Annotated in this window: 17 protein-coding genes, 1 tRNA gene and 1 pseudogene; 7 read left to right on the top strand and 12 right to left on the bottom strand. The window is 73.4% G+C overall.

The annotated features are described in order from the left end of the window. The first annotated feature begins 11 nt into the window (after nucleotides 1-11). Nucleotides 12-887, top strand: coding sequence for a carbohydrate kinase family protein (locus tag V6U88_RS04475; RefSeq protein ID WP_334450060.1), 876 nt, complete (start codon nucleotides 12-14; stop codon nucleotides 885-887). 1 nt (nucleotide 888) lies between these two features. On the opposite strand, the pseudogene V6U88_RS04470 reads toward V6U88_RS04475, so the two are convergent. Further along, nucleotides 889-1,411 (bottom strand): annotated as a pseudogene (locus tag V6U88_RS04470) (DinB family protein). Between the two features lie 65 nt (nucleotides 1,412-1,476). Between V6U88_RS04470 and V6U88_RS04465 the strand changes: the two are divergent. Further along, entirely contained in the window at nucleotides 1,477-1,674 is a 198-nt protein-coding gene (locus V6U88_RS04465; protein WP_334450059.1) for a hypothetical protein, read from the top strand. 18 nt (nucleotides 1,675-1,692) lie between these two features. On the opposite strand, the gene V6U88_RS04460 is transcribed toward V6U88_RS04465, so the two are convergent. Next, on the bottom strand, nucleotides 1,693-2,841 hold the full coding sequence (locus V6U88_RS04460) for a polysaccharide pyruvyl transferase family protein (RefSeq protein ID WP_334450057.1): 1,149 nt from the start codon (nucleotides 2,839-2,841) through the stop codon (nucleotides 1,693-1,695). Between the two features lie 88 nt (nucleotides 2,842-2,929). After that, entirely contained in the window at nucleotides 2,930-3,502 is a 573-nt protein-coding gene (locus tag V6U88_RS04455; RefSeq protein ID WP_334450056.1) for a TetR/AcrR family transcriptional regulator, read from the bottom strand. 75 nt (nucleotides 3,503-3,577) lie between these two features. On the opposite strand from V6U88_RS04455, the gene V6U88_RS04450 reads away from it, so the two are divergent. From V6U88_RS04450 to V6U88_RS04440, 3 genes are all read left to right on the top strand, one after another. Then, nucleotides 3,578-4,147 (top strand): dihydrofolate reductase family protein, encoded by a 570-nt coding sequence (locus V6U88_RS04450; protein ID WP_334450055.1) that lies wholly within the window; start codon nucleotides 3,578-3,580, stop codon nucleotides 4,145-4,147. 41 nt (nucleotides 4,148-4,188) lie between these two features. Beyond that, nucleotides 4,189-5,124: a phosphotransferase family protein gene (locus tag V6U88_RS04445; RefSeq protein WP_334450054.1), complete on the top strand. Its 936-nt coding sequence runs from the start codon at nucleotides 4,189-4,191 to the stop codon at nucleotides 5,122-5,124. A gap of 84 nt (nucleotides 5,125-5,208) precedes the next feature. After that, complete coding sequence (locus tag V6U88_RS04440) at nucleotides 5,209-5,418, top strand: DNA-binding protein (RefSeq protein WP_442934562.1); 210 nt, start codon at nucleotides 5,209-5,211, stop codon at nucleotides 5,416-5,418. Between the two features lie 73 nt (nucleotides 5,419-5,491). Here the strand turns inward: V6U88_RS04440 and V6U88_RS04435 are convergent, their stop codons facing one another. The 5 genes from V6U88_RS04435 to alr form a co-directional block, all read right to left on the bottom strand. Continuing rightward, nucleotides 5,492-6,289 (bottom strand): alpha/beta fold hydrolase, encoded by a 798-nt coding sequence (locus tag V6U88_RS04435; protein WP_334450053.1) that lies wholly within the window; start codon nucleotides 6,287-6,289, stop codon nucleotides 5,492-5,494. Between the two features lie 122 nt (nucleotides 6,290-6,411). Next, nucleotides 6,412-7,056 (bottom strand): M15 family metallopeptidase, encoded by a 645-nt coding sequence (locus V6U88_RS04430; RefSeq protein ID WP_334450052.1) that lies wholly within the window; start codon nucleotides 7,054-7,056, stop codon nucleotides 6,412-6,414. Next, the gene (locus V6U88_RS04425) at nucleotides 7,053-8,228 is read right to left on the bottom strand and encodes a UDP-N-acetylglucosamine--N-acetylmuramyl-(pentapeptide) pyrophosphoryl-undecaprenol N-acetylglucosamine transferase (protein WP_334450051.1); all 1,176 of its coding nucleotides are present in this window, start codon (nucleotides 8,226-8,228) and stop codon (nucleotides 7,053-7,055) included. The genes V6U88_RS04430 and V6U88_RS04425 overlap by 4 nt, the downstream gene beginning before the upstream one ends. Continuing rightward, on the bottom strand, nucleotides 8,228-9,256 hold the full coding sequence (locus tag V6U88_RS04420; protein ID WP_334450050.1) for a D-alanine--D-alanine ligase family protein: 1,029 nt from the start codon (nucleotides 9,254-9,256) through the stop codon (nucleotides 8,228-8,230). Before V6U88_RS04420 ends, V6U88_RS04425 begins: the two co-directional genes overlap by 1 nt. Then, on the bottom strand, nucleotides 9,253-10,623 hold the full coding sequence (gene alr, locus V6U88_RS04415; RefSeq protein WP_334450048.1) for an alanine racemase: 1,371 nt from the start codon (nucleotides 10,621-10,623) through the stop codon (nucleotides 9,253-9,255). The genes V6U88_RS04420 and alr overlap by 4 nt, the downstream gene beginning before the upstream one ends. A 180-nt stretch (nucleotides 10,624-10,803) precedes the next feature. Here alr and V6U88_RS04410 point away from each other — a divergent pair, with 180 nt between their 5' ends. Next, nucleotides 10,804-11,541: a response regulator transcription factor gene (locus V6U88_RS04410; RefSeq protein WP_334450047.1), complete on the top strand. Its 738-nt coding sequence runs from the start codon at nucleotides 10,804-10,806 to the stop codon at nucleotides 11,539-11,541. 266 nt (nucleotides 11,542-11,807) lie between these two features. Next, nucleotides 11,808-13,214, top strand: coding sequence for a sensor histidine kinase (locus tag V6U88_RS04405; protein ID WP_334450046.1), 1,407 nt, complete (start codon nucleotides 11,808-11,810; stop codon nucleotides 13,212-13,214). 64 nt (nucleotides 13,215-13,278) lie between these two features. On the opposite strand, the gene V6U88_RS04400 is transcribed toward V6U88_RS04405, so the two are convergent. From V6U88_RS04400 to V6U88_RS04385, 4 genes are all read right to left on the bottom strand, one after another. Next, a tRNA-Val gene (locus V6U88_RS04400) sits at nucleotides 13,279-13,353 on the bottom strand. Nucleotides 13,354-13,436: 83 nt separating this feature from the next. Further along, a complete protein-coding gene (locus tag V6U88_RS04395; protein WP_334450045.1) occupies nucleotides 13,437-13,904 on the bottom strand; it encodes a peroxiredoxin in 468 nt (155 codons plus the stop codon). 82 nt (nucleotides 13,905-13,986) lie between these two features. Beyond that, the gene (locus V6U88_RS04390; protein WP_088975454.1) at nucleotides 13,987-14,424 is read right to left on the bottom strand and encodes a DUF3052 domain-containing protein; all 438 of its coding nucleotides are present in this window, start codon (nucleotides 14,422-14,424) and stop codon (nucleotides 13,987-13,989) included. Between the two features lie 111 nt (nucleotides 14,425-14,535). Further along, entirely contained in the window at nucleotides 14,536-16,878 is a 2,343-nt protein-coding gene (locus V6U88_RS04385; RefSeq protein WP_334450591.1) for a transketolase C-terminal domain-containing protein, read from the bottom strand. Nucleotides 16,879-16,951: the final 73 nt, after the last annotated feature.

Here is a 16,951-nt window from a genome sequence, read left to right as displayed (position 1 = left end):
CCGTCGGCGCCATGTTCGACCTGCTCGTGATCGGCGGCCTGGGGGTGGATGTGCGGGTCCGGGTGCCCGCGATCCCGCCCCCCGCCGCCGACTCACTCATCGTCCCGGCGATCGAGTCGCGGATCGGCAACACCGGCGCGGGGGTGGCGCTCGCCGCACACGCGCTCGGGCTGCGGGTCGCCCTGGTGGACGTGCTCGGCACCGATCCCGCCGGTCAGGTGGTGCGCGCCGCACTGGCCCGGACCTCGGTGCACACGGTGCTGGTCGACAACCCGGGCGGCACCCGGCAGTCGGTGAACCTGGTCGACCCGGCCGGGCGGCGGATGTCCCTGCACGACCCGTCCCCGTGGACCGGCGCGGCGGCCCCGTTCACCGACGACGAGCTGACCAAGCTGGTCCGGGACGCCGCCCACGTGCACGTCTCGATCATGGACTGGGCGCGGGACGGGCTGCCGGTGCTGCGCGCGGCGCTGCCCGACGGGGTGTCGCTCTCCACCGACCTGCACGACTGGGACGGGGAGCAGCCCTACCACCGTCCGTTCGCCGAGGCCGCCGACCTGGTCCTGGTCAGCGGGGTACGGCTGGGCGACCGGGCCCCGGCGGTGGCGGCCGGGCTGGCGCCCCGCACGGTGGTGGTGACCCGGGGCGCGGACGGCGCCGACCTGCACCCGTGCGGCGGCGCGCCGGTGCGGGTGCCCGCCACCGTGCCGGCCGCGCCGGTGGTGGACACCAACGGCGCCGGGGACGCCTTCGCCGCCGGGCTGGTCGCCGGTCGGCTGCGCGGCGCGGCGCTGCCCGAGGCGGCGGCGTACGCGGCGGCGGTGGCCGCCGCGGCCTGCACCCACGACGGCATGGAGTACCCGCCGGGGCTGCTGCCGCGCGCCTGAGTCAGAGCACGCCGGTCTCGCCGTCGGTGAGTTCGCGGAGGATGTCGGCGTGGCCGGCGTGCCGGGCGGTCTCCTCGATCAGGTGCACCAGGATCCAGCGCAGCGACACCTCGCCGAGCTGGGGGTGCGGCACGACGTGTTCCAGCGGGAACCGGGCGGCCACCCTCCCGGGACCGCGCGCAGGCCCGCTCGTACGCCTCGACGAGGGCGCCCAGGGTCTCCCCCTCGGCCACGGCGAAGCTGGCCGCCGCGTCCTCTTCGGTGGTCGGGAAGACCTCGCCCGGGGCGGGGTCGAGCAGGATGGGGAACCAGTTCCGCTCGATCAGGGCCAGGTGCTTCAGCACCCCGGCGAGGGTGGTCGCGGAGGGCACCAGCCGGCGGCGGGCGTCGCCGTCGGCCAGGCCGCGCACCTTGCGCAGCACGATCCCCCGGTGGAAGTCGAGGAACGCCTCCAGCACGGCGCGTTCGTCACCGGTGCGGGCCAGGACCGGCGCGAGCGTCGGGTCGATCTCGATGTCGGCCATACCTGCACCGTAGTGCCGGTCCGGCAATTCCTGCGGGCCGGCGATCTCCGGGGCAGGATGGGCCCATGGCATCAACGGTGCGGATTCCCCTGGCGGACGGCCCGGCGGACGGCGAGACGGTCGACGTGGAACTGGACAGCAACAACCGTCCGCCGCTGACCCATCACCACCTCGGTCCGGAGGGGCTGATCGACGCGCAGATCTACGAGCTGGAGTCCGTCGGGGGCGAGTACTGCTACCGCTGGCGCGGCCCGGCGATTTGAGCCGTCCTGGCGGCGCGGTCAGGCGTCCATCCGGGCCAACGCCCGGGACCGCAGGCTGTCCAGCACCGCCCTGGTGACCTGGGAGGTGCCCCGGGCCTGGTCGCAGACCTCGGCGACCCGGCGGGCGGTGGCCTCCGCCCGGGATTCGCGTTCGTCCCAGAGCCGGTCGACCTCCGCGAGCAGCGGGCCCTCCACCTCCCGTTCCACGCCGCGCAGCGCCGGCACCCCGAGCCGCTGGGCCAGGTCGAAGACCTTTCCCGCGTACGGCAGGGGAAGGAACGGCGTGCCCACCATCGAGGCGAAGATCAGGAAGTGCAGCCGCATGCCGACCGCCAGGTCGAAGTGCTTCATCAGGCCGAGCACCTGCCGGGGCGAGTAGTCGCCGTGCAGGATCCGGCCCCGGTCGGCGGCGACCATGTGGGACAGCACGCCGTGCGAGTGCCGGATGTCGTCGCGTTCCATCGGAACGAAGAGCACGTAGGCGTCGATCCGTTGGACCAGGAAGTCGCCGATCTGGGCGAGCAGCCGGTGGTACCCGTCGACGTCGAGCCGCTCCGCGGCCCGGCCCGGCTCGCGGACGCTGAGGCCGATCAGGCGCTTACCGGCGGGCACGCCCTCCTCGCGCAGCAGCCGGTCGGGAAAGTCCTCGGGCTCCAGCAGGAACGCCGGGTCGGCGGTGACGGTGATCGGGTTGAGCAGCCCCGCCTCCTCCAGCACCATCCGGGACTCCTGGTCCCGTACGGTCACCTCGATGGCGCTGGCCAGGGTCTCCCGGACCATGCCGGTGTCGACGTTGTCGCTGAGCGGCCCGACCCCCACCGCGTACGTCAGCAGCGGCAGGCCCCGCTCCTGGGCGACCCGCACGACGCGCAGGTAGCGGCGGGCCTCCCGGTCGTACAGGATGCCGCCGCCGCCGAGGATGAGCAGGTCGAGCTGGGCGAGCACCTCCGCGGAGTCGACCCGGCTGACCCCCTCCCAGGGCACCGCCTCGACGTCGGGGTGGGCGAGCGCAGTGTGCGCCGGGTTGCGGGAGAAGACGATGATCCGGGCGTGGGGTTCCTGTTCGCGCAGGTCGGCCAGGAGGCCGGTGAGGATGGCCTCGTCGCCGAGGTTGCGTCCGCCGTACGAGCCGAGCACACCGATGGTCAGGCCGGCGCCGTCTCTCATCCGTCACTCCTCCCGGGGGTTCGTCCCGCAGGCGGTTTCCCGTTGCGGCCGGTGGCATACCTCGGGCCGGGCCGGGCGGCGGGTGCGCTCAGGCGCGGGCGACCAGCCGGGACACCAGGGCGGAGACCACCTCGTCCGGGTCGAATCCGGCGTCGATCGAGGTGGTGAGCAGGTCGAGCAGGAGGCCGTCCAGCGCGTAGTGCAGCAGGGCCACCTCGAACGCCCCGCCGGGCAGCCCGGCGGCGACGTGGAACGCGACGTCGTCGCGGTAGCCACGGCGCAGCGTGTCGCCGAGGATCCGGGCCAGCTCCGGCCGGCGCACCGCCTCCAGCCGCAGCTCGATCAGCGCCCGGGTCAGCTCCGGCTGGGCGGTGGTGCGCTCGACGATGTAGCGGACGTAGTCGGTGAACAGGTCCAGCGAGGGCTCCCGAGCGCCGAGTTCGGCGAGGGTGCCCTCGTCCGGGGCGAACCGTTCCATGATCCGTTCGCCGAGCGCGCCGAGCATGGCGTCGCGGGACCGGAAGTAGTTGGAGGCCGTACCGACCGGGACACCGGCCTCGGCGTCGACGGCGCGGTGGGTCAGGCCCCGCGCCCCGGTCGCCGCCAGCACCCGCAATCCGGCGTCGGCCAGCGCCGCCCGCCGTTCCACGTTTCTCGCCACGGATTCACCCTAGCGGAACCACGACAGGTGTTGTAGTTTCTCAACCACGACAGCAGTAGTGATTGGGGAGTTCGTTTGCGCAAGCTCGTGTACTACGTCGCCAGCACCGTCGACGGCTTCATCGCCGCCCCCGACGGGTCGGCCGACTTCTTCCCGCTCGACCCCGACGTGCGGGAGCACCTGGCGGCGACCTGGCCCCAGACGTTCCCCACCTTCACGCACGAGCGGTTCGGCATCGACCGGCCGCAGGGCCGCTTCGACGCGGTGGTGATGGGGCGCGCCACCTACGACCCGGGGCTCGCCATCGGTGTGACCAGCCCGTACGCCCACCTGACCCAGTACGTCTTCTCCCGCTCGCTGCCCCCGGCGGACTACCCCGACGTGCAGCTGGTCGACGCCGACCCGGTCGAGTTCGTCCGTGAGCTGAAGCGCCGCGACGGCGGCGACATCTGGCTCGCCGGCGGTGGACAGCTCGCCGGCCAACTGCTGCCCGAGGTGGACGAACTGGTGGTCAAGCTCAACCCGTTCCTGGTCGGCCGGGGCGTGCCGATCGTCGACCGGGAGTTCGACCCGCGCCGGTTCCGGCTGGTGGAGACCCGGCCCTTCGCCAGCGGCGTCGTCGTGCTGCGCTACCTCGCCACGTAACGCGGTTGCCCGCCGGCACCGCCCCGCACCACCCTGGACGGATGGATGAGCTGGTCAGGACCCGGATCGGCTGGGCGGACCTGCCCGGTGAGGTCCGCTCCGGCGTGCAGGACGTCCTCGGCGGCCGGGTGGTCGAGGCGGTGTCCCAGCCGGGCGGCTTCTCCCCCGGCACCGCCGACCGGGTCCGCACCGCCGACGGTCGACGCGCCTTCGTCAAGGCGGTCAGCCGGACGCGCAACGCGCACAGCGTCGCGCTGCACCGGGCCGAGGCGGCCGTCGCCGCCGCGCTGCCGGCGTCCGCCCCGACGCCCCGCCTGCTCGGACGGTACGACGACGGCGAATGGGTGGCGCTGATCTTCACCGACGTCGAGGGCCGGCACCCGGCCACCCCGTGGCGGACCGACGAGCTGACCGCCGTGCTCGACACGCTGGCGGCGATGGCCGCGGCGCTCACCCCCGATCCGGTCCGGCACGCGCCGACCGCTGCCGCACGCCTGGCGTACGACTTCCGCGGCTGGGAGCGGATCGCCGCCGACCCGCCCGCCGACCTCGACCCGTGGGCACGGGCGCACCTGGACGACCTGCGCGCCTCGGCCGCGCGGGGCCTGGCCGCCCTCGACGGGGACACGCTGTGCCACCTCGACCTGCGGGCCGACAACCTGCTCGTCGACCCGGCCGGCACCGTGACCGTGGTCGACTGGCCGCACGCCTGCCGGGGCCCGGCCTGGCTGGACACCGCGCTGCTGCTGGTCAACGTCGCGCTGCACGGCGGGCACGACACCGAGGCGCTGCTGCGCCGGCTCCCGCTCACCGCCGGCGTCGACCCGGACGCGGTGACCGGCGTATACGCCGGGCTGGCCGGCTTCTTCACCGACGGCGCCCGGCAGCCACCCCCGCCCGGCATTCCCACCGTCCGGGCGTTCCAGCAGGCCCAGGCGGACGCCCTGCTGCCCTGGGTACGCCGCCGGCTGCACTGACGTCGCGCCACGGATCGTCGGCCGCCGCTGCGGACCGCCGCCGTGACACCATGACGTGGTGATCTACCAGGGAGGTGCCGTCAGGTGAGCGACATGGACATCCCCCGGGCGGCCGGTGCGCCGGCCCGGCGCGCGCTGAGTGCAGCCGGCTGGATCCGGCTGGACCAGCTGACCGCCGTCACCGAGCGGGAGCTGCTGGCCCTGCACGGCGTGGGACCGAAGGCGATCGGCGTACTGCGGGCGGCGCTGCGGGATCGCGGCCTGAGCCTCGCCGGGGAGGAGACCGGCGCCTGACGACCGGGCGCCACGCACCGAACGAGGTGTCGACCCGGCGGTCGACCGCCCCGGGCGGGCCCGCCGCTTCCCGTCACTGCGGTGGGCGGACCTGGTGGGTGAGGAACGGCAGGACGGCGGCGGGCAGGGCCGGCGAGGCGACGATGTCGTAGTGGGTGAGGCCGGGCAGCACCGCCAGCCGGGCCGCCGGCCGGTCGGTGCCGTCCCAGCCGGCGTCGCGGTGGCCCCCGCCGAGCAGCCCGAAGAACTCGGCCATGTGGGTGACCGGGATCGAGTCCGCGTCGGCGTAGACCAGCATGGTCGGCACACTGAGCGCGGCGACCTCGGCCGACCAGTCGTACTCGTGGCGCAGCAGGTCACCGGTCCTGGCCCAGAGCCCCGGCCAGTCCCCGGGCCGGGGCGCGACCCGGGCGTAGAGCTCGTGCGCGGGCGTGCCCCGCATCTGCTCGCCGACCCGCTCGTCCTGGGCGGCCGTCGCGGCCAGCACCTCGGGATACCAGCCCCGCCGCCGGCACGGGGTGGAGACCAGCACCAGCCGCCGGACCAACGCCGGATGCTGGATCGCGGTACGCAGGGCCACCCCGCCGCCGAGGGAGTAGCCGAGCACGTCCGCCTCGGGCAGGTCGAGGTGCCGCAGCAACGCGACGATGTCCTCGGCCATCGTCTCGTACCGCAGTGGACGGTCCACGTCGGCGGTGCGCCCGTGACCCTGCAGGTCCACCGCGATCACCCGCCGCCGCCGCGTCAGGGCGGGCAGGATCGGGGCGAACGTCTCCACCGCGCCGTACCCGCCGTGCAGCAGCACCAGCGGGAGGCCGTCGCCGTGGACCTCGTACCAGAGGCGCAGCCCGTCGACCTCCGCGTAGCTCACGGTGCTGCCTCCCGGTTCGTCGCTGCCCACGCCTCACCCGTACAACGGGGGAACGGGCACGCCGGCGCGTGCCGCGCCCTCCCATCACGGGCAGGGCGCGGCGCTGGACGTCCCGCGCCGCTTCAGGGCAGATCCACCGGCCCGTACCGGGTCCGGGCGGCCCCGGTGCTCAGCGCCCAGTAGCGGTCGCCGAACGACCAGTGCCACCATTCGGTCGGGTAGTTGACCATGCCGGCGGACGACAGCGCCCGGCCCAGGATGCCGCGATTGGTGCGGGCCCGCGGGGAGATGTCGGGTGATCCCGTGAAGCAGGCGTCGGCGCTGTCCACCGGGCTGGCGTTGACGATCGTGCCCAGGTCCAGTTCGATCCCATCGGCCGTACAGAGCGTGAGGTCGACCGTCCCGCCGGTACTGTGCGGAGCCACCTCGGGCGGAGAGATGTACTTGCTGGCCTCCACGTGCCGGCGCGCCGAGTCCCACTCCGGGTACCTGCGGCGCAGTTCGTCCTGGTAGCTCTCGAAGTAGGTCGTCTGCAGGCTGAGCGGCCGGTACCCCTCGATGACCAGCAGCCGCAGCCCTCCGGGCAGGGTCCGCTGGGCGGCGAGCAGACGCTGCACCGTCGCCTCGCGCAGGTGCGCGTACGCGCCGGCCTCGTCGGCCAGCCGGTCGTCCACCCGGAGGTCCGCGACCTGGCGTAGGTCGACCATGGCCTCCCCGTTGTCGCCGAGCGGGATGGCCGAGATTCGCCGATCAGACAGCAGGATCATGACCGGTATCGCCCAGCGGCGTCGATGATCGCGCTGGCCACGGCGGTGGCCGCATGGGGCCGGCCGTGTCGACGGGCGGCGTCGGCCAGCTCCTGGCGTCGTTCCGGGTGGTCGAGCAGCACCATGATCTCCTCGTAGAGGCGGTTGGCGGAGGCGTCGGGCCCGGCGAGCATGCGGGAGGCACCGGCGTCGGCGAGGTGCCGTGCGGTCCGCCGTTGTTCGTCGCCGCCGGTGGGGATGAGCGGGATGAAGACGCATGCCTTGCCCAGGGCGGTGAGTTCGGCGACGGTGCCGGCGCCGCTGCGCGCGACGACGATGTCCGCGGCGCTCAGGACGTCGGGCAGCTCGCCGTGGACGTAGTCGACGACCCGGTACCTGCTGCGCAGGTGTTCCGGGAGGGCGGCCGCGACCTGCCGCATCCGGTCGAGGGAGTAGTCGCCGCACTGGTGCAGCACCTGACATCTCTGCAGGAGTCCCGGGAGGATGTCGGCGATCAGGTTGTTGACTTGGACGGCGCCCTGGGCGCCGCCGGTGACGTACACCAGCGGCAGGCGCGGATCCAGGTGGTACGCGGCGAGCGCCCGGTCGCGGTTGCCCGTGAGGATCTCGGGCCGGATCGGGTTGCCGGTGACCACCGCGCGGGTTCTCGCTCGGGCGGGCAGATGGTCGATGGAAGACTCGTGACTCAGCAGGACTCGATCGGCGAGGCGGGCGAGGATCCGGTTCGCCAGCCCGAGCGTGAGGATCTGCTCGTGCATGACCAGCGGGCGGCGGGTCATCCAGGCGGCGATCCCGATCGGGACGGAGACGTATCCGCCGGTGGAGAAGACCACCTCGGGCCGGGTGCGCACCACGATCCTGATGGCCTGGAAGATGCCGAGCGGCACCCGGAAGGCGTCGGCGAGGTTGCGGCCCCACTCGTGCAGGTTCGGCGAGCGGCGCAGCTTGCCGGTGGTGATCGCCGTGAAGGGAATGCCCTCCTGCCGGGCGATGCCGGCCTCCAGTCCGTGGGCGACGCCCACCCAGCGGACGTCCGGTGCGGTGCCGGCTGCCGCCAGCCGCTCGCGGAGCGTACGGATCGTGGTCAGCGCCGGGTAGGTGTGCCCGCCCGTTCCCCCGCCCGTGACGATCATGCGGAAACCACGGAGGTGTTCCGCGGTGTAGACGGCCATCAGCAGGGACTCGGGCAGAGGGAGACGGCGTCGCGTCGATGCAGTGCGCCCTGGATGAGGATGTCGAGCAGTGCCGAGTAGCCGACGCCGGCCCGCTGCCAGATCTGCGGGTACTGGGAGGCGGCGGTGAATCCGGGGAAGGTGTTGACCTCGTTGATCACCGGCTCCCGGTGGTCTCCGGTCCACCCGGTGCCGTGGTCGGCGTCCGGATCCGGGAGGAAGAAGTCGACGCGGAGCAGCCCACGGCAGCCGAGCGCGTGGAACGCCCGCACCGCCCGGTCCTGCAGTAGCCGGGTGGTGCCGGGGTCGAGCTGGGCCGGAATGTGGAAGACGGCACCGCCGTCGTACTTGGCGTCGTAGTCGAAGAAGGCGGCGTCCGCCACCCGTATCTCCAGCGGCGGCCCGGCCTCGACGCGACCGTCGGGGTGCTGAAGGACGCCGACGTCGATCTCGCGCCCGCGCACGGCGCGTTCGACGAGAACCTTCGCGTCGCTCTCGCGCGCGAGCCGCAGGGCGGCGGGCAGCTGCGCCCATTGTTCGACCTTGGAGACTCCCAGGCTGGAGCCGGCCCGGGCCGGTTTGACGAAGACGGGCAGCCCCAGCCGCTCCTGATCCCGCGACGACAGCTCCTCGTCGGGCCGCAGCGTCACCCCGTCGGCCACGCGCAGGCCGTCGGCGGCGAGGAGTTTCTTCGTGACCGGCTTGTCCATCCCCGCGGCGCTGGCGAAGACACCGTTTCCGACGAACGCGACGCCGAGCCACTCCAGCATCGACTGGACGGTGCCGTCCTCACCGTACGGCCCGTGCAGCGCCGGGAGCACCACGTCCTGGTCGCCGAGGGTCCGCAGCGCCTGCGCGAACGTGGCCCGGTCTCCGTTCACCCGCCACTGGCCGTCCCGCTCGATCAGCACCTCGGTCACCTGGTAGGCGGCGGGGTCGAGGTGAGCCAGGATGCTCTCCGCCGAGCGCCGGGAGACGTCGTGCTCCCCGCTGCGCCCACCGAACAGCACCGCCAGACGAACAGTCATGATGTTGCCGCTTCCGCGTGTAGGTGTACGCGCGCCACTCGCGCGCCGATTCCGGTCAGGACTTCGTGCGGGTTGGTGCCGGCCCACCGCGCCCACTCGGCGGCCGTCGGCTCGGCCGGGTCGGGCGAGCCGGGCTCGGCGCCGGGACCGAAGACGACCACCGGGTCGCCGAGCGCCACCGGCAGGTCGCCGACATCGACGACGCACTGATCCATGGCGATGCGCCCGACGATCGGGCAGCGCCGACCCGCGAGCCAGACCCACGCGCGGCCCTCGGCGGTGCGCGACAGGCCGTCGGCGTACCCGAGCGGCAGCAGGGCGAGCGTGGTCGGCCGATCGGTCACCCGATCGGGACCGTAGGACACGCCGGTACCGGCGGGCACCCGCTTCAGGTTGATCACCCTTGACCGCAGGGTCATGGCGGGTCGCAGGCCGTAGCGGCGGGGACCGGTCGCGCCGAACGGGTCGACGCCGTACATGGCCAGGCCGATCCGGCAGAGACCGAACCGGGTCTGCGGGGCGGCCAGTGCCGCCGCCGAGTTCGCCAGATGCACCACTTCGGGGTCGAGCCCGGTCTCCCGAGCGATCCGCAGCGCCTCCTGGAACGTCGACAGCTGCCGGGCGATGCTCGGGCAGCCCGGCACGTCGGCGTTCGTCAGGTGGGACCACACCCCGCGTACCCGGACGCTGCCCTCCGCCTCGTGCTTGCGGGCCCAGGCGGCCAGCTCGGGCCATTCGTCGCCGCCGGCACCGTTGCGGGACAGGCCGACGTCCGCCTTGAGCTGGACCGTGGCGGGCACCCCGAGATCCGTGGCCGCGGTGGCGATCGCGCGCAGGTGGGTCAGGGTCGACACCGCGATGTCGACGTCCGCGGCGATCAGGCGGGTGAAGTCCTCGTCCGGCCGGTGCAGCCAGCTCAGGACGGGCGCGTCGATGCCCGCCGAGCGCAGCGCCACCGCCTCCGTCGCCGAGGTCACACCCAGCCAGGCGGCGCCGGCGCCCAACGCCGCCCGCGCCACCGGCACCGCGCCGTGCCCGAAGCCGTCGGCCTTCACCACGGCCATCAGCCCGGTACGTGCGATCGCCGCGATCGTCCGGATGTTCTCCGCGATCGCCGCAAGATCGATCACGGCCTCGGCCAACGGGACAGTCTCGTTGCTCACACCGGTCCCCGCGCGCCGACCACGCGTACCCGGCGTCACCCCGGCAGCCCCGGGCTCGACGCGCGGTTCGTCCAGCGGTTCGGCGGCCCCGTGCCCGCCGACCGTGGCGGCCCGGCGCACCGCGAGCGTCTCCCGGATCCGCCGCCGGGCGGCCCGCCGCTGTTGCTCGTCGCGGCGGCCCGATTGTGCTGGTTCGAAGATCATGTCCGGCTCCTGACTGACACGAAGAGCACCGTAGGCAGCCGGTGGTGAAGAACCCTTGAAGAAGCCGTGGGCCGGCTGTGCGGATATCCCGCTCGCCGCTCTCCGAAGCCCGCCCACATCAGTTCTTCACGGGTTTCGGGTTTACTTGACCCCCGCCACCACCAGGCAGAATGGGGAAACATGAGCGCGCGGATCCTGGTCGCCGAGGACGACCCCAAGCAGGCCAACCTGGTACGGGTCTATCTCGAACGCGAGGGGCACAGCGTGCTGCTGGTCGGCGACGGGCGGGCCGCGCTGGACCAGTGCCGCTCCCGCCGGCCGGACCTGGTGGTCCTCGACGTGATGATGCCGGTCCTCGACGGCCTGGACGTGTGCCGGATCCTGCGCGCCGAATCGGAGATTCCGATCCTGCTGCTGACCGCCCGCACCACCGAGGACGACGTCCTGCTGGGCCTCGACGTCGGTGCCGACGACTACCTCACCAAGCCGTACAGCCCGCGGGAGCTGGCCGCCCGGGTACGGGCGCTGCTGCGCCGGGCGCGGGTGGTGAACGCCGACAACCGGGCGGTGCTACGCGTCGGCGATCTCGAGGTGGACGCCGGCCGGTTCGAGGTACGCGTCGGCGGGCGGCCGGTCGCCCTGACGGCCAAGGAGTTCGGCATCCTCGAGGTGCTCGCCGGCGAGCCCGGGCGGGCGTTCACCCGGGCGCAGATCATCGACCGGGCCTTCGGATTCGATCGTTTCGTGCTCGAACGCACCGTCGACGCGCACGTGATGAACCTCCGCCGCAAGATCGAGGACGACGTTGCCGAGCCGCGGTACGTGCAGACCGTCTACGGCCGCGGCTACCGGCTCGCCGAACCGGAGCAACTGGCGGCGGCGCCGACCCCCGAGGGCACGCCCGGAGCCGGCCGGTGAGTTTTCGGCTACGGGTGCTCTGGCTGGTCGTCCTCGTCGCGGTGAGCGCGACCGCGGCGACCGCGTGGCTGACCCTGCGGCAGGCCTCGCAACAGATCAGCGACTCGGCCACCACCGATCGGGCGCAACTCGATGAGGTCGTCGGCCGACTCACGACGTACGGCAGCCGGCACGGCACCTGGGAGGGCGTGCCCGACCTGGTTCGGGACCTGCGCGCCCAGACCGGTCAGCGGATCCACCTGGTCGCCGACACGGGCCAGGTGATCGTGGACACGGACACCCAGGAGGACCGCACCGCCCGGCCGCTCGGCACGATGGTCGGGGTCGTCGATCCGCGGCCGGTGCTGAACCTGGCCGCACTGCCGGCGGAGCCGGCGAGCCGGCAGAAAGGTGTGGCCGGTGCGATCGCCGGCTACCGCACCGGCGTGCGGTTCGCGGCCTGCCTGACACGGGCATCCGTCCCTGTTGTCGCTGCACCCACCAGCACGGGAGTTCCGCAGTTCGACGCCGACCTGAGCGCGGTCGACGTGCGCGATCGCCCTGGTGTCGCTGAGATCGTCGACGGCTGCGCCGACGTCGCGGCAGAGCCGGGCCGGAACCTGGCAGACGCCGCCTCGGTGCAGGTGTGCGGCGCCTCGACGGTGGAATCACTGGATTCCTGCCTGGCCCAGGCCTTCACCAACGACATCAGTGACGTCGCGCCGGTACCCGCCCGGGTCTATCTCGGTGCTCGCGGCGATCCGGCGTCCGTGTTGGCCGCCGGTCCACTGCTCGCCGCGGCAGCGGGCGTTGCGGCGGTCGCGGTCATCGGCACCGTGCTGCTGAGCCGGCGGGTGCTGCGCCCCATCGACACGCTCACCGCGGCCGCTCAGCGGCTCGGCCGGGGCGACCTCACCGGACGGGTTCCGGTGCGGGGCAACGACGAGTTGGCGGAGTTGGCCCGGTCGTTCAACCGGATGGCCGACTCCCTGCAGCGCGGGGAGGAGCGGCAACGCCGGCTGGTCGCCGACGTCGCCCATGAACTGCGCACCCCGCTGGCCAACCTGCGCGGCTATCTCGAGGCGCTCTCCGACGGCGTGATCACGCCGGACCAGGATCTCTTCGCGTCACTGCACGAAGAGGCGGTGCTGCAACAGCGCATCGTCGATGACCTGCAGGACCTGGCCCTGGCTGAGGCCGGCAGCCTGGCGTACCACCGGGTCGCCGTGGATCTGGCCGAACTACTGGAGACCTGCCGCACCGCCCACCACGCCCGGGCGGAGTCGGCCGGGGTGTCGTTGCGCGTGGCGGCCGAGCCGGTCGCGGTGCACGCTGATCCCGACCGGCTCCGCCAGGTGGTCGGCAACCTCGTCACCAACGCCCTCCGGGCGACCGCTGCGGGCGGCAGCGTCCGGCTGGTCGCGAGCCGCACCGACACGCAGGCGATCGTCCAGGTCGTCGACACCGGCTCGGGAATCGCAGCGGACGCGCTGCCGCATGTGTTCGACCGGTTCTGGCGGGCCGACGCCGCGCGCGGCCGCCGTACCGGGGGCAGTGGCCTCGGCCTCGCCATCGCCCGGCAGATCGTCACCGATCACAAGGGCACCATCACGGTCGCGAGTGAGGTCGCCGTCGGGACGACGTTCACCATCACGCTTCCCCGCGTCGACCAGCTTGACCGTCAGTTGAGCTGAGGTTCCCGCTGCTAAGACGAGGCAGGGGGCTGATCTTGTGATCGGCTCCCCTGCTGGTCATGGGTGGTGGGCGCGGCAGGTTTCGAACCTGCGACCCCTCGCTTGTAAGGCGAGTGCTCTCCCACTGAGCTACGCGCCCGGAACGCCCGTACGGCGGGCCGGAGGGTGGCAAGCTTACCTGCCGGCCTCCGGCCCGGTCGAACGGTGTGCCCGGTTCGGGCGTCAGGCCGCGACGGCCTCCGCGAGGGCCTTGCGCCAGCCCTCCTGGTCGCGCGCCTCGCCCGGCATGTTCATCTCGGCGAACCGGACGACACCGGCCTTGTCGATGACGAAGGTGCCCCGGTTGGCGATGCCGGCGACGTCGTTGAAGACGCCGTACGCCTGGGCGACCGCCCCGTGCGGCCAGAAGTCGGCCAGCAGCGGGAACTGGTAGCCCTCGCGCTCGGCCCAGATCTTGTGGCTGTAGACCGAGTCGACGCTGACCGTGAGCACCTGGACGTCGTCGTTGACGTACTCGTTGAGGTTGTCCCGCACCTCGCACAGCTCGCCCTGACAGATGCCGGTGAAGGCGAGCGGGTAGAAGACCAGCAGCACGGTGCGCTTGCCCTGGAAGTCCGAGAGCCGGACCTCCTGGTTGTTCTGGTCCTTGAGCACGAAGTCCGGCGCCTGGGCGCCAACCTCGATCGGCATGCGAGCTCCCTGGGTTGAGTCTGGAGGTGGCAACAGCGTGCCACACCCGGCGGCGGCAGCCGCCGGGTCACGGGGGGGACGGCTACTTCTTGCCCTTGGAGCCGCGCCGCAGCACGAGGCGGGCGCCGCTCCAGTCCCGGCCGGCGTTGACCGTCGAGGTCTGCTGCAGCCCTGCGGTCTGCGCCGACTCGGCGACCTCGCTCGGCTCGACGTGCCCGTCACGCCCGGCCTTCGGGGTCAGCAGCCACACGACTCCGGCGTCGGCCAGCGGGCCGAGGGCGTCGACGAGGAGTTCGAAGAGGTCACCGTCGCCGTCGCGGTACCAGACCAGCACCGCGTCGACCACCTCGTCGGTGTCCTCGTCGACCAGATCTCCACAGCGGTCGGTCAGGGCGTCCCGGAGATCCTGGTCGACGTCGTCGTCGTACCCCATCTCCATGACGACCATCCCCGGCTCGATCCCGAACCGGTCCGCCAGGCTGCGTACCCCGTCGGCGGCCTGACCTGCGGTCGCGCTCACTGTCGCGTGCCTCCTCATCTCATCCCTGCTCGCGACGTCGGGTGACGCCGTCAGGCAAAGTCCACACAGTTGCGGGCCCACGCGCAAGTGGCGCACCGGGTGGAACGGAATTTACCGTGCCAGCAGCGTACGGGCACCCTGGGTAATGGCTTCCTCGGAGACCAGAACCTGACGTGCCGCCGGACCTAATGGTACAAACGAGTCGACTCCGGCTACTCTCCGCGCGGCGCCCACATATCCGGCGTCCACCAGCGCCGCGATGATCCCCTCGCCGACCCCGCCGGACCGGCGTGTCTCGTCCACCACCAGCACCCGGCCGGTCGCCGAGGCCTCCCGGATGATGTCCGCCACCGGCAGCGGGGCCAGCCAGCGCAGGTCCACCACCCGGGTCCCGATCCCCTCGTCGGCGAGGACGGCGGCGGCCCGCAGCGACATCCGCACCCCGTTACCGAATGTGAGGATCGTGACGTCCTCGGCCGAGCCGACGCCGTAGACCCGGGCGCGGCCGATCGGCACGTGCTCACCCGCCCACGCGCCCGGTTCCGCGTACTCCCCCAGCCACTCGCCGTCGCCCGGTTCGTAGAGGTCGCGGGTGTGGTAGAGCGCGATCGGCTCCAGGAAGACGCAGACGGCGCCGTCCACCGCCGCGGCGGCCAGGCAGGTGCGCAGCAGCGGCGCGGCGTCGTCCGGCCGCGCCGGCACCGCGACCACCAGGCCGGGCACGTCCCGGAGTACGGCCACCGAGTTGTCGTTGTGGAAGTGCCCGCCGAACCCCTCCTGGTACGCCAGCCCCGGCACCCGCACCACCATCGGGTTGCGGAACGCGCCGGAGGAGAAGAACTGCATGGTGGCCGCCTCGCCGCGCAGTTGGTCCTCGGCGTTGTGCAGGTACGCCAGGTACTGGATCTCCGGTACCGGCAGCAGCCCGGCCAGCCCGGCGCCCAGGCCCAGCCCCAGCACCGAGGTCTCGTCGAGCAGCGTGTCGAAGACCCGCGCCGGGCCGAACTTCTCGCGCAGCCCCTTGGTCACGCCGTAGACCCCGCCCTTGACGGCGACGTCCTCGCCGAAGACCGCCAGCTGAGGGTGGGCGAGCATCCCGTCGGCCAGGGCGGCGTTGATGCTCTGCGCCAGGGTGAGCGGGCCGGCCAGCTCCGGCGGCTTCCCGCCGAACGCCTCGGCCCTGGCCCCCGCGCCCGGCCCGCCGGCCCGGGCCGCCGCCTCCGCCACCGCCGCGGCGATCCGCGCCGGCCGGCGGGGGGCGAGCGGGGCGACCACCTCCGCCGCCGTGGCGAGCTTGGGCTCGTCGAGCACCTCCTCGGCGATCCGGCGGATCTGCCAGCCGCGCTCGTCGTACCGGGACAGCAGCTCCTCGCCGGTCGCCAGTCCCGCCTCGACCAGCAGCCGGGCGGTGGCCAGCACCGGGTCGCGCGCCTCGTCGGCGGCGATCTCGGCGGAACTGCGGTAGGCGGTCTCCGCGTCGGCCCCGGCGTGCCCCATCAGCCGTACGGTGCGCAGGTGCAGCACCGCCGGCCTCCGGTGCCGGCGCACCCAGGCCGCCGCCTCGGCCGCCACCTCGTACGTCCCGACCGGGTCCGTACCGTCGGCGGAGAAGTAGCGCAGCCCTGGCCGGGCCCGCAGGCTCCGCTCGACCCAGCCCTGCGGTGAGCGGACGCTGATGCCCAGCCCGTTGTCCTCGCAGACGAAGAGCACCGGGATGCGCAGCCCGGTGTGGTCGTACCAGCCGGCGGTGTTGAGCGCGGCGGCGGCGCTGGCGTGGTTGACCGAGGCGTCGCCGAAGGAGCAGACCACGATGGCGTCCCGGGGCCACGGCGAGCGCGGCGGCACGTCGGCGCCGTCGCGGCGGCCGGCGGTCTCCACCCGGCGCAGCCGCTCCAGGGCCAGGCCCAGGCCGACCGCCCGGGGCAGGTGCGAGGCGATCGTCGAGGTGGTGGGCACGACGGCCAGGTCGGCCCGGCCGAAGACCTTGTGCCGGCCCCCGGCGATCGGCTCCCGCGCGGAGGCGACCATCCCGCGCAGCACGTCCCGCGCGGCGGCGGTATACGCGTCCGGCTCGGCTCCGCCGCTCGCCTGGGCTTCGAAGGCGGCGTCGGGTGCTGCGTCGTGGCCGACGCCGACGGGGTCCGGGGCGGGTACCGCCTCGGCGGTACCGTCCGCGCCGACCCGGTAGGCGGCCGCGCCCGTGCTGCCGGTGGAGGGTGCCGGGGAAGCTGCCTCCGGCGTCTGCCCGCCGCCCGCGACGGTCGAGGCACCGGAGCTGGCGGGGCTGTCGACGGGGTCGGCGTCGTCGGCGGAGGCGTCCGGAACGTCGGTGGAAGCGGCACCGCCATCGGAATCGCTGGGAACCCCGACGCCGGCTCGATCGCCGGGGACGCCGGGAACCCCGACGGGCTCGGCACCGCCACCGGAGAGGTCCGGGAAGCCGCTGGGGGCCACGCTGTCAGCGGGGTCGTCGGAGGTGGGCGTACCCCCGTCGGTGCCGGCGGCCGGGAACTCGCCGGCGGCGAGG

The sequence above is a fragment of the Micromonospora sp. CPCC 205739 genome (genome assembly GCF_036906795.1).
Lineage (GTDB): Bacteria > Actinomycetota > Actinomycetes > Mycobacteriales > Micromonosporaceae > Micromonospora.
This window is presented reverse-complemented; position numbering and strand designations above follow the sequence as displayed.

Bases quoted from the DNA above. Each gene is read 5' to 3' on its own strand.
- V6U88_RS04475 (WP_334450060.1), top strand. From the start codon at position 12: ATGTTCGACCTGCTCGTGATCGGCGGCCTGGGGGTGGATGTGCGGGTC.
- V6U88_RS04465 (WP_334450059.1), top strand. From the start codon at position 1,477: ATGGCATCAACGGTGCGGATTCCCCTGGCGGACGGCCCGGCGGACGGC.
- V6U88_RS04460 (WP_334450057.1), bottom strand. From the start codon at position 2,841: ATGAGAGACGGCGCCGGCCTGACCATCGGTGTGCTCGGCTCGTACGGC.
- V6U88_RS04445 (WP_334450054.1), top strand. From the start codon at position 4,189: ATGGATGAGCTGGTCAGGACCCGGATCGGCTGGGCGGACCTGCCCGGT.
- V6U88_RS04430 (WP_334450052.1), bottom strand. From the start codon at position 7,056: ATGATCCTGCTGTCTGATCGGCGAATCTCGGCCATCCCGCTCGGCGAC.
- V6U88_RS04425 (WP_334450051.1), bottom strand. From the start codon at position 8,228: ATGGCCGTCTACACCGCGGAACACCTCCGTGGTTTCCGCATGATCGTC.
- V6U88_RS04420 (WP_334450050.1), bottom strand. From the start codon at position 9,256: ATGACTGTTCGTCTGGCGGTGCTGTTCGGTGGGCGCAGCGGGGAGCAC.
- alr (WP_334450048.1), bottom strand. From the start codon at position 10,623: ATGATCTTCGAACCAGCACAATCGGGCCGCCGCGACGAGCAACAGCGG.
- V6U88_RS04410 (WP_334450047.1), top strand. From the start codon at position 10,804: ATGAGCGCGCGGATCCTGGTCGCCGAGGACGACCCCAAGCAGGCCAAC.
- V6U88_RS04395 (WP_334450045.1), bottom strand. From the start codon at position 13,904: ATGCCGATCGAGGTTGGCGCCCAGGCGCCGGACTTCGTGCTCAAGGAC.